Here is a 12,210-nt window from a genome sequence, read left to right as displayed (position 1 = left end):
CGAGAGCCCAGTTCAAGGTGCCTCGGGAATCTCCGGCGTCGCCAAATAAGCTGTCGGATCCGGCAGCTCGGCTAACAGAAACGCTTCACGCCGCTCCACACACGTGCCGCAGGTCCCGCAGTGGATTTCGCCGCCCTTGTAGCACGACCACGTCTCGGCGAAGTCGATCCCCAGCTCCACGCCACGCCGTGCGATGGCCGTCTTGTCCATCGCGATGAATGGCCGCAGCAGCTGGATGCGCGCATACGTCCCCGCCTCCATCGCGGCCGCCATACCCTGCATGAAGGGCTCCCGGCAGTCCGGATAGATCGCGTGATCCCCTGAGTGCGCCGCAATCGCCAGCGCATCCGCCTCCACGCTCTCCGCAAAGCCGCAGGCAACGGCCAGCATGATGCCATTGCGAAACGGCACCACGGTGCGCTTCATGTTTTCCTCGGCGTAGTGGCCATCCGGAATGTCGCCGCCGCTCTTCAGCAGATCGGAGGCGAAGCAGTCATTCATGAAACCAAGGTCGATCGTCCGATGCGGCACTCCGGCACGCTCGGCATGCAACTTCGCAAACGGAATCTCGCAGGCGTTGTGCTTCGACCCGTAGTCGAATGACAGCGCCGCCACGACCTCGTGCTGGCGACGCACCTCATAAAACGCGGTGACGGAATCCATTCCACCACTGAGCAGCACGACCGTTTTCATGCCTCGGGATGGCTTGCTTCACACGTGAGCTGGATCCCGCCACGCGCACCGAACTTTCCACTTACGGTGATCTCAACCGGCTCCATCGCCGCGACCAGATCATCCAGCACGCGGTTCACGATCTCCTCATTGAAAGCCGGCAGATTGCGATAGGACGCCATGTAGAACTTCAGCGACTTCGTCTCCACGCAGCGCTCGCCCGGCACGTAGCGGATCACGAGGTGCGCGGTATCCGGCTGGCCGGTCACCGGGCACAGCGAGGAGAACTCCGGGCAATCCAGCGTGATCCAGAACTTCCGGCCTGGCCGGCAATTCGGAAACGTCTCCAGCTTCGCCTCGTCCGGGCTTTTCGGCAGCCGGTTCTCGGAGTGGCCGAGCAAGGTCAGGTCGGAAGTTTGCATGCCGCGGACCATGAAGCCCCGGCGGCGGGCTGTCGATGGCGGGAATGCACGCAAAAAGCCGGGAATCGCTCTCGCGATTCCCGGCCATTCCATGATCCGAACCTAGAAACCTTACTTCCGCCGGCGACGCAGCAGCGCGAGCATCCCGAAGCTGCCGATCAGGGCAGCACCCGGCTCCGGCACCGCGGTCATGGTGACGAATGAGGTCCCTGCCGCATCCGCGGCGAAGTTGCTGCCAGCGAATGCATCGTTGTAGTCGAAGCGCCATTGGTTCGCCCCATAGGTATACACCGTGTCATCGTCGAAGCCGGTGAAGCCGCTGGTGATACCGGCTCCGGAGTAACTCATCAGCGTGAGCTTGTCGCCGATCAGCCAAGAGCCCGCGGAAAGATTCGCGCCCGAGAGGTCGAGCGTCACACCGGTCAGCGACAGGGTGCCGCCTACGGCCACCAGATCCGCGCCGGTGCTGCCATTGTTGGCCGCCTCATAGACAAAGGTCGTTCCGCTGCCCATCGTCAGCGCGCCGGTCGTCAGGCTTTCGATCGAGTTACCGGCCGCCAGGCTGCCGGTGCCGGAAACCGACACGGTGCCAGCGATGCTGCCGGAACCTCCGAGCGTGCCACCCGTGACACTCACGGCGGTATTCCCAAGCGAGCCATACACATAGAGCGTCCCGGCGGAAACCGTGGTCGCCCCGGTGTAGGTGCTGCTGCCGGAAAGCGTGAGCGTGCCCGAGCCGGTCTTGGTGATGCCCACCGTGCCGGCCGCGTTGCCTGCATTGTCGACAATCGCACCCGTGACCGCGATGGCACCGCTACCCCCGAGCGAAACCGTCCGGGCACTGCTGGCGTTCGTGGTGAGCGAGGTTGCATGACCCAGCGTGAGCAGGCCCGAATCCGATTGAATGGTGGTGTCGGTGCCGCCGGTTTGCACGGTCACCGTGCCATTGATGGAGTTGCTGCCGGATACGTTCAGCAAGCTCGCCGCCTGCCCCGCACCATTGCCCTTGCCGTTGATCGCGAAACTATTGTTCAGCGTGATGCCACCGCTCACCTCGAGGCGATTGGTGCCACCGTTCCCCGCGACGAAGACCAAGCCGCTTCCCAACGCACCGCTCGCGGTCGCTTGGATCACGGAAGCTCCGGCGTTCACACCGATGGTCGTGCCACCGCCGTAGTTGTTGGCGGTGTTCAGCACCAGCGCACCGGCCCCGAGATTGGCCACGATGCCCGTGCCAGTGATGGCCGAGCCGCTGAAATCCGTTCCCTGCGTGACGGTGTCGCTCTGGTTGAAGGCCAGCGTTCCATTCGCGATGATCGCGCTGGAGGTGGACAGCGAACCGGTGGCGCCGCCATTGCCGATCTGCAGCGTGCCCGCGCTAATCGTGGTGTTGCCAGTGTAGGTGTTCGCGCCGGTGAGCGTCGTCGTGCCGCTACCGATGAAGGTCATCCCGCCGCTGGTGTTCGCGGCGACCGCGATGCCCGTGACATTCGTTGCCGCGGTCGCCGCGCCACCGCCGACAAAGGTCGCTGTCAGCGTGTCGCCCGCCGTGTAGCCGGTGCCCGCGCTGGTCATCACGATGCTGGTGACCACGCCACCGGTTATCACCGCATAACCGGTCGCACCGGTGCCGGTGCCGCCGGAGAACTTCACCATCGGCGCGCCCGTATAGCCGCTGCCGCCGCTGGCCACCGCGACCGTCGTACCGCTCACGCCTTGGCCATCCGGCGCAACCAGCGCATTACCGATGCCAATCGCGGTGCCGTTGTTATCAATCGTGCCACCGCCGGCCATCACATTGACCCGGTCGATGCCCGCACTGTTGAGGAAGTTGGCGCCCGAGTTGGTTGCGCCCGCCTTGAGTGTGCCGCCGTCGAAATTGAGCGCGGTCACCTGATTGGCCTGGCTGGCTTGGACGATGGTCGTCGTCAGCGTGCCGCCCGTCAGCAAGTTGGCGACACCTTGCACACCGGCCGTGGTGCTGGCGCTGGCCAGGTTGAGACCCGTGCCCGCGCCACTCAGGTTCACATTGCCACCCGCGACATTCAGCACCGACTGCGCCGTGGCACTGGTCCCCCAGTTCATGTCGATGCGCGCCGCATTGACCGTGCCGCCGGTGAGATTGAGCAGACCCGAGCTGGTCGCACTGCCGCGGCCCATCGCGATCCAGCCGCTGGTGGTGACCGTGCCTGAAGACGAAACATCCACGACCCCCGTCGTATCGGCGAGGCTCGCGCCGAGCCCGATTTCATTCGCGGTCAGCGAGCCGCCGGAAATACTATAATAGCCGTAGCCGCCGGCATTCGAGCCAATGCGAAGGTTATCGACGCCCGCCGCCTGGGTCAGGGTCAAGGTGCCGCCAGTCTGATACACCGCACCACCACCGGTGCCACCACCCGCGTCGCCGATGAAAAGGTTGAGGCGGTTGGTGATGTTGGTCCCTGCAACGATTTCCAAACGCGCCGCGGTATTCGTCACGGTGCCGACCCGGAAGTTCGCGTTGGTCGTATTGGTGCCCGCCGTGCCGCTGAGACGCAGCGTTCCGCCCGCGGCGGTAATCGCCCCCGTGCCCACGCTGGACATCACCGCAGTGCCCGTGCCGCTCTTGGTCGTGGCCAGCGCCAGCGACCCCATCGCGTTGCTAAATGTGAAATTGCCCGATCCCGCCAAAGCCAGCGTATGGCTTCCACCGCCGCCGAGTCCGAAGACCACATCGGAACCCACGGTCACGCCGTTCGCCGAATTGTTCGTCCACGTGTGCGTCTGGCCACCCGCTCCACCGAGGGTAATGTTGAAGGTATTCGCGCCGTTCCCCAGGGAGAAGGCACCCGCTCCGCTGCCAATCGTGAGATTGTTCATGCGCAGCGACCCGGTGTTGGAACCGGAGTCGATGCTCACCGCATCGAGCTGCGTTGAAGTAAGCTCGAGATTGATGCCCGTATTGCCCGCGGCACCGGCAAAGGCGGTGTTGCTGTAAGCCAGATTCAGCGCTCCGGACACGGCACCGGTGAACTGCGCCGTATCTGGCGTCGAAACGCTCGGCAATACATCGCCGTTCCAATTGACGGCAGTGCCGAAATCCGTGCCAGTCCCACCAACGCCACCATCCCAGGTGATGTTCGCAGCCGACGCAGGATTCAGGGAAATACCCACCGTCAGCGCGGTGGCAAGCAGAGCAGTACGACCCACCGGAGAAGTGGTTCGAAATGGGTTTTTCATCAGGAGGTTTTTCTGGGGAAACGCGGGCCGCCATTCCGAACGGGCAAGACAGAATCGAGGCTCCGGCAAAAGAACGGGATTCGCCGGAAAACCCCGACACGCCCGCCGACAATTTTTTCTTCGTCACAAAAAAGAGCCGGGAACCGCTCCTACGGTTCCCGGCTACCCATTACCCAAGAGAAGGGATTGGCGATCGATCCGATCAGGGATTCGTCACGGTCACCTGCAGGAAGCCCCTGCCCGTGGCGCCATTCGATCCGCCGAGGCTGAAGGAGCGGTATTCATAAGTGATACCGCCTTGTGTTGGCGCTGCCGGCAGACCGGTGGTCACCGGAGCGACCGGGTTCACCGTCACCGGGAAGGTCGCGAGGCTGGTGCTGCCTTTCACCGTGATGCCGAAGCCTTCAAACGTGACCGAGGACGTCGGCGAACCCGCCGGGAAGGCAGGCGTGCCCTGCGGCACCGCGATCGTCATGATCAGCTCCTTGTCCGTTCCGACATCATCGCTATCGGCGACCAAGGCATAGATCTTCGGATTGTTCGAGCCGTTGAGCGGGTGGCCGCCGAGGATGTATTCGGTGCCGTTCTCAAAGCCATCGTTGTCCGGATTCTGCGCAGCGCCATCGTTCACACCCGCGGTGAGGCCGAGGGTAGTGGCCCACGTCGAGTAGCCACCGGCAGCCACACCATTGGTGGCGAGCAGCATGCCGGTGCCCGTGATGCGGGCCGTCTTGTGCGTGGCGGTCGAGGCCAAGCTGCCCCACGTTCCGGAAGCTTGCTCCACGCCGTCGATGTAGAAGCGATCCACCGTGTCGGTGAGAGCGTGAGTCAGGTTGAGCACGCCCGCTGAGGCGACGTTGACCGTGGCCGCGTCGGCAAGCACCGCTTGCGAGACATTGAGCGTGCCCGCGCTGACCACCGTGGCACCCGTGTAGGTGTTTGCTCCGGACAGGGTCCAGCTACCGGCACCTTCCTTGGTGACGCTGACCACACCCGTCGCAGTCGCACCATTGGAAATCACACCGCTCGCCTGGCCATTGCCTGCACCACCGAGGTGGAGGTTGCGGGCTACGGCGGTGGTGGTGGAAATATTGCCGGAAAGGCTGAGCAAGCCACCGTCGGAAGCGATATTGCCCGCATTGCCTCCCGCATTCAGGTCGATCGCTCCGGTCAGCGTGTTGTTGCCACTGACATTGAGGATGGCAGCGGAAGTATTGTTGCGCTGGCTGAGCGTGATGTTGTTCGGCAGCGTGATGTTGTTGGAGAGCTCCAGGCGGCTGGTCGGGCCGGGAGTTCCACCCGAGCCGTCAAAGATCATCGTGCCGGTGCCCAGCGCGTTGGTCGCGGTGGCGCGGAGAATGCCAGCTCCATTGGCCGTGCCGACCGTCGTCGTGCCCGTGTAGGTGTTGGTATTGGAGATCGTCCAGGTGCTGCTGTTGGACTTGATCACCGAGATGATGGCCGCGCCGTCGCCGTTGGAGATCACGCCGGAAACTTCGTTTTCAAGCGTGGTGCCTCCCAGCTCCAGGGTCTGGCTCAGCCCGGTGTTCGCCACCTTGGAAACCGGACCCACCGTGACATTGGCCGAAGTCGGGTTCAGCGCCGTGGTCTGAACAGTACCGGCGGACAGGCCGAGATTGGTGAAGGTGATCCGGCCCGCGCCCGAGGTAACATTGACCCCGCTGGTGATCGTGATGGTGCCGCCGCCGACACCGGCTGCGCCGAGCGTACTCAAGGTGTGATTGATTCCCGCCCCGGCAGTCGCCCGATCGGAGACGATTGTCGCAATCGTGCCGGTGCCCCACACGATGCCGTAGGCGTTGTCGCCCCCATCGGTCGCCATGTCGAAGGTCGAAACATTGTTCCCCGCGAGACGGATGGTTCCCGCCGTGCCAAACGCGGAAGGATGACCCATCACCAGCGTGCCCGACGTTACCTGGGCATTCGAGCCCGCGCCGGTATTGGCGACCGGGATTGTCAGGGTGCCGCCCTCGACCGTGGTCTGGCCGGTATAGGACAGGTTTCCGGACAGCGTGACGCTGCCCGCGCCCTGCTTGTTGAAGCCGAGGCCACCGGTGCCGCCGTTGGCAAGCGTGCCGGTGAAGGTGGAAGTGCCGGTGGTATTCAGGAGGAACCAGCGCTCGATCGCCGCTCCGTTCGTGATGGTGCCGGTGCCCGTGAGGCCGGTGGCCGTCAGGTCGCCGCTGTTTCCGGTGGCGCGGTTGATCTGGATCGTGCCAGCCGCGATGTTCAGGGTGCCTGCGAGCGTGCTCGCCGCGGCTCCCGCTCCATCCGAGCTGAGCACCAGCGTGCCAGTGCCCTGCTTGATCAGGCCGTGCGCGGCGGCCTTCACCTCGCCCACGGTCAGCGACCCGGAACTCACGGTGACCGTGCGATCCGTCCCGGCACCGGAAATCGTCACCGCGCCGCTGCCCACATCGAGGCTATTCGAACCGGTGAAGGTGAAGTCATCCGCCCACTGCTGGGTAGGATTCGTATTGAAGAAAACGTCCGCACCGGAGCCGTTGTTGAGGACCTTGGCACTGCCGGCTCCGATGGTGAACAGGCCGGAACCGAGTGCCGAGTCGCTGTTCAGGTTGAGCGTGCCACCGTTGAAGGTGGTGCCGCCGGAGTAGCTGTTGGTGGTATTGATCGTGAGACTCCCGGTGCCATTCTTGATCAGCGCCCCATCGATCAGGCCGCCGAAGGTCGTGCTGGAAATGCTGTAGGCCTTGGTGCTGTTGTTGAACTCGACCACGCCGGCGGTGATGCCACCGTCGAGGTTGAGCGCCGTGGTGCCGGTCGCGGTGTCGTCGAAGAGGACATTGTCACCTGAGATGAAGTCGGTGGCGGTGCCACCGGTGATGAGCTTCCAGTTCTTCGGTGAAGCCTGGGTCGTGGTCGTCCACAGACCATCGTTGCGCGCACCGGTCCACTTCGGCGAATCGCCGGCGACCTGCAGGGCGACGTTGTTGCCGCTCAGCACCAGCAAGGCGGACTGGCGGGTATTGAGCCCCGAGGTGACATGGGCGCTGAAGTTGGTGGCCGCGCCACCGAAGCTGCCATAGCTGATGATGTTGTGAGTGCCGTTCGCCAGCGGAACCGCGGACGCAACATTGAGCGTCACCTGGCCGTTGGCCGGCGTAGTGGCAAGTGCCCCAGTCACTGCCAACGCGGGCCCCGTGCCGCTGTAGTGCGCATTGACCGTCGCCGCACCGCCAAACGTCAGACCACCGAAGGTCAGCGCGGCGGAGCCACCATTGCCATTTTCCATGATACCGCCGCTCGCGATGGTAGCGGTGCCAGCCACACTGCCGGTGCCAGCAAGCGTGGCTCCGTTGGCCACCGACATCGCATTCCCCGCTGCAGTAAACCCACCGGTGAGCAGCAAGGTGCCGGACGAAACGGAAACACCGGCAGTATTCCCACTGCTACCCGAGAGCGTGAGCGTGCCACTTCCGACCTTGTCGATAGCGATCTTCGTGTTGGTCCCGTCGTTGAAGGTGCCCGCGAAGGTGGTGCTCGTGTTGAGATTGCCGATCCGCAGCGTGGCGATCCCCTGTGCGGTATTGCCGCCGCGGAACAGCGAGCCCGCCACACCGGTCAGCGATCCCAGCTCCAGAGTGTAAGTGCCGCTCGCGCTGCCGGTGTTGAAACCGGCGATCATGCCTTGAGCTCCCCCTTGCGTACTCGCGATGTTATACGCGGCAAACTTGCTGGTCGCGTTGGCGGCGTTGTAAGACGTCGAAGCGAGGGTGTTGTTGTGAGTGTAGCTGCCCGCGAAGTTGCTCCAGTTGCCAGAGATCGTTGCACCAGTGGAGTTGATCGTGCCGCCACCGGTCAAGACGTTCGAGTTGGTCGGCGCTCCGGTGATCGAAAGTATCGCGCCGCTGTTGAGCACGGCATTCGAGCTCGCGGCGCCCAGGTTCTGGGTGGTCGCCACCGTGCCGCTGTTGATCGTCGTGCCGCCGGTGTAGGTATTGGCAACGTTCAGCGTCACAGTGCCGGGACCGTTGACCGTGACCGATGATGCATTCGCACCGTTGTTGATGATCGGATCGAGAATCGAAATGTTCCCGCTGGCCGCGTGCAGCACCAGCTCCGTGCCGGTGCCCACACCCGCCTTGATGTTCAGCACTTGGTTGCCCGTGTCACCCAGCGTCAGCAGGCCGGTGCCGGCATTCATCAGGCCATTGAAACCCCAGGTCTGGGCAGAGTTGGAGATCAGCGTCGCTGCACCACCGATATGACGCACGGTATTCGCGTCGCGGCTGCTGCCGAAGGTCTGGTTGCCGGTGAAATTGACGTCGTAGTTCGCCGTCGTGCTCGTGGCATATCCGTAGTTCGCCGAAGCGGTGGCTCCAAGGTAAGCGTCGAGAGCCGCGCCATTCGCGGCATACGTGTAGCCCGCGGACGAGGCGTTCGCGGCGGCACCCGTGTTTCTCACCGACATCCACGGACCGACGATGCCGTTGGTATTCGAGATATTGGAGGCGGTGATCGTTCCGGCACCGAGCGTCTTGTCGATCACCACGCCCGCCGCTGCGGCACGAGTGAAGGTGCCGGTTTGAAGGCTCAGGGTCTGGCCGCTGATCACGCTCCACGGCTGGCTGCCGGCTCCGGTCGCCACGTTCGCGTTGATGGTGAGATTCTGCGTCGATGAACTCAGGTCGAGGCCGGAGCTGCCGATCGTCAGCGTGTTCGCACCGTTCAAGGTCACCGCGCCGCCAGTCGAGCTGATCGCGATCCCCTTCAGGCTGAGGTCGGCTCCGAGCGAAACGGTATTTGCGCCGGTCAAATTGAACCACGAGGCAAGGTCATTGCTGCCCGGGACCACGCCGCCATTCCAGCTGGAGGTGAGGTTGAGATTGTCGGCGTTGTCGGCCTTGTCGATGAAGGCCGCGTAAGCGGTCTGGCAAGCCGTCGCCAAAAGCGTGGCAACGGTGGTACGGGCAACATAGGCGCCGAGGCGGGAAGAAGTGGGCTTCATGGGGTTTGTTGTCGGTTTTCGCGAGTCACCACCGTTTCTCCGAGGGCTGGAAACGGCGACCGGGCGGGCAACCCGGAGCGAAGGATTCGTCAAACAAACGAGATCCCCAAAAATCCCCCGACACGGGGACCGCACTTTTTTCAGACTCTCCAACGTACGGGGGAGCCGCCCCTCAGTGCGCCTGCCCGGCGAGCATCCCCTCAGCCTCCCGCAGGAAAATCCGCACGTTCCCCCAGTCGAACCACAAATTCGTGCCGGACCCGAGACCAAAGGGTGCCGATTCCCAATCGGCAAGCTGCTTGCGGACGCTCTTCAGTGTCTCCGGCACCTTCTCAGCCCGACCCTGGCGCAAATCGATCATCGCCAACAAAGTCTGATTCGACGCCATCAACGGCGGGCTGGTGGCGGTCGATGCCAAACTCAGGCGAGCCCAGTAGCCCGCCGTGTCGAAGTGTCCCTGACGATAAGCCAGCACCGCCAGCGAGAACTTCCGCCACGCTGCCACATAGAGGCTGCTCTTCTCCTCATCCTTCATCTTGTTCTCCAGAACGGCAGACATCGGCGCGAGCGCCTTCAGCGTCTTCTCGTCCGCCGGCTGCAGCAGACATGACTTCATGACCTGCGCAACCACTCCCGGATTCTTCGAGCTTTCAAAACGGCGGATCACCAATTCGCGGAAGCGGTCGTATTCCTCCGGCTGCCCCCACTCCTTGATGGCGGTAGCGGCAGGCATCAGGATCCGCGACATTTGGTCGGTATCCGTCAGGTCGACACTGGTGATGACCGGCGCCAGCGCACTGAAGCGCGCCGAAGCTGCCTTCCAACGCCCCTGCAGCAGGTTCCACTCGGCGACCTTCCTCAGCATCTCGGCGACCTCCCCCAACTTGGGAACCTGATCCGGCTTCACTCCTTCCAGCAACTGGTCGACCTTGGCGATTTGTCCTTCGTCGTAGCGCATCAACACCGCTGCCTGGTTCACCCGGTCCGCCGCCTCGGCGTTCTTGCGGAGGGTCTCTTCATTGGCACGAGCCTCCTCGGCATTCGCTCGAGCCTCCTTCTCGCGAAGAAACAACCACGTCGAAACTCCAAAGCCCGCGAGCAACCCGAACATCGCCACACTGCCTGCAGCGAAGGCGATGCGATTCCGCCGCACCAGCTTCATCAGCAGGTAGCCCTGGCTCGGCGGACGTGCCAGCACCGGCTCCTCATTGAGATAGCGCTGCACGTCCATCGCCAGACCATTGGCGGTCTCATAGCGGCGGCGGCGATCCTTCTCGATCGCCTTCATCACGATCCAGTCCAGGTCGCCGGCAAGCTGACCCGGCAAACGCAGCGGATCCGCCGCGCGGTGCTCGGCGACCTTGCCAATCTCATCCTTCGAGACGCTTCGCAGCCGGATCGATGGCATGCCAGTCTCCTCGCCGCGCAGGATGCTGCGGATCTCATCCGGGCCACGGTCCTTGAACTGCTCCGGACTGAACGGCGCGCGACCGGTCAACAGCTCGCACAGCATCGCACCCAAACTGTAGATGTCGCTCCGCGTATCAATGTCCACCCCGCCTTCCGCCTGCTCCGGACTCATGTAGGCCGGCGTCCCGACAAGCTGCCCGACCTTCGTGTAGGTCACATCGCCCTCGTACCCACCCGCGGTGGCCTTCGCGATGCCGAAGTCGATGACCTTCGGTTCCGGCCGGTCATCATGATCCCGCACCAGCACGTTCGAAGGCTTGATGTCGCGGTGAATGACGCCCTTCTGGTGCGCATGCTGGATCGCCTCGCACACGCGCGTGAAAAGCTCCAGCCGCTCGCGCAAGCCGAGCCGTTTGCGGTCGCAGTAGTCGGTGATCCGCTCACCATCGACCAGTTCCATCACGAAAAATGGCCGCCCCGACGAAGTCGTCCCCGCATCCAGCACGCGCGCGATATTCGGATGATCCATCAGCGCCAGGGCCTCGCGCTCCATCGCGAAGCGCGCGATCACACTCTCCGTATCCATCCCGAGCCGGATGATCTTCAGCGCCACCTTGCGCTTCACCGGCTCCAGCTGCTCGGCGAGATAAACCACGCCACAACCGCCCGCCCCGATCCGGTCAATCAGCCGGTAAGGCCCGATCCGAGCCCCCAATCCACCTTCCCCTTCACCCGGCGTTTCCTGCACCGGCTCCACCGCCGGCTGGAACTCGAAGAACTCCTCCGCCTCACCCCGTGCCTCTAACAAAACCTCCAACCGCTTCAGCCGCGCTTCGTCGTCACGGCACGCAAACTCCAGGAACGCGCGCCTTTCCTCCGCCGTGGAGAAGTTCGACGCCGCCACGAAGAGCAGCCGGTTAATCGACGGAGGCTGCTTCATCGCCGGTCTCCTCACGGATCATCTGATAGAGCAACGCCTTCGCATAGGCCCAGTGGCGCTCCACGGTGCGCTCGGTCACCCCGTCCATCGCCGCGATCTCCTGATTCGTCAGCCCACCGAAAAACTTCAGCGTGATCAGCCGCACGCTGTCCGGCTCTTCGGCTTCCAGACGAGTCATCATCTCGTCGACCAGCAGCACTCGCTCATCGAGCGTCGCGTCCGCGAGGTCGAACTGTTGCTCGAAAACCTCCGGATTCACCGCCCGCTTGCGGGTCGCCTTGGCCCGCGCCCGGTCCACCAGGATCTGGCGCATCGCCTGGGCCGCGGCGCGGAAGAAATGCGCGCGATCGTTCCAAACCCGGCCCTCCTCGCTGGAAAGCTTCAGCCACGCCTCATGCACCAGCGCGGTCGGCTGCAGCGTCTGCCCGGGTGCCAGGTTTGACATCCGTTCGCGCGCCACATTGCGAAGCTCGTCATAGACCAGCGGCAACAGCTCCGCCGACATCGGCAGTGCGTTCCCGCCAGCCGTCTCGAGGATGCGCGTGAGTTCGCTCAAA

6 protein-coding genes are annotated in these 12,210 nt (G+C 63.7%); all 6 read right to left on the bottom strand.

The genetic code is table 11. From position 1 onward, the window contains the following. Positions 1-12: 12 nt before the first annotated feature. On the bottom strand, positions 13-693 hold the full coding sequence (gene queC, locus WKV53_RS11710; RefSeq protein WP_341404777.1) for a 7-cyano-7-deazaguanine synthase QueC: 681 nt from the start codon (positions 691-693) through the stop codon (positions 13-15). Beyond that, positions 690-1,049, bottom strand: coding sequence for a preQ(1) synthase (gene queF, locus WKV53_RS11705; RefSeq protein ID WP_375341830.1), 360 nt, complete (start codon positions 1,047-1,049; stop codon positions 690-692). The genes queC and queF overlap by 4 nt, the downstream gene beginning before the upstream one ends. A gap of 156 nt (positions 1,050-1,205) precedes the next feature. Next, positions 1,206-4,313 (bottom strand): beta strand repeat-containing protein, encoded by a 3,108-nt coding sequence (locus tag WKV53_RS11700; protein ID WP_341404775.1) that lies wholly within the window; start codon positions 4,311-4,313, stop codon positions 1,206-1,208. A gap of 202 nt (positions 4,314-4,515) precedes the next feature. After that, the gene (locus WKV53_RS11695) at positions 4,516-9,303 is read right to left on the bottom strand and encodes a beta strand repeat-containing protein (RefSeq protein ID WP_341404774.1); all 4,788 of its coding nucleotides are present in this window, start codon (positions 9,301-9,303) and stop codon (positions 4,516-4,518) included. 172 nt (positions 9,304-9,475) lie between these two features. Continuing rightward, positions 9,476-11,653, bottom strand: coding sequence for a serine/threonine protein kinase (locus WKV53_RS11690; RefSeq protein WP_341404773.1), 2,178 nt, complete (start codon positions 11,651-11,653; stop codon positions 9,476-9,478). Beyond that, a complete protein-coding gene (locus tag WKV53_RS11685; protein WP_341404772.1) occupies positions 11,631-12,209 on the bottom strand; it encodes an ECF-type sigma factor in 579 nt (192 codons plus the stop codon). The genes WKV53_RS11690 and WKV53_RS11685 overlap by 23 nt, the downstream gene beginning before the upstream one ends. Between the last annotated feature and the right edge of the window lies 1 nt (position 12,210).

Origin of the sequence: Luteolibacter sp. Y139 (assembly GCF_038066715.1) — a bacterium.
Taxonomy (GTDB): Bacteria; Verrucomicrobiota; Verrucomicrobiia; order Verrucomicrobiales; family Akkermansiaceae; genus Haloferula; species Haloferula soli.
The sequence above is the reverse complement of the archived record's forward strand: the minus strand, read 5'-3'. Positions and strand labels throughout refer to the sequence as shown.

Bases quoted from the DNA above. Each gene is read 5' to 3' on its own strand.
- queC (WP_341404777.1), bottom strand. From the start codon at position 693: ATGAAAACGGTCGTGCTGCTCAGTGGTGGAATGGATTCCGTCACCGCG.
- WKV53_RS11700 (WP_341404775.1), bottom strand. From the start codon at position 4,313: ATGAAAAACCCATTTCGAACCACTTCTCCGGTGGGTCGTACTGCTCTG.
- WKV53_RS11695 (WP_341404774.1), bottom strand. From the start codon at position 9,303: ATGAAGCCCACTTCTTCCCGCCTCGGCGCCTATGTTGCCCGTACCACC.
- WKV53_RS11690 (WP_341404773.1), bottom strand. From the start codon at position 11,653: ATGAAGCAGCCTCCGTCGATTAACCGGCTGCTCTTCGTGGCGGCGTCG.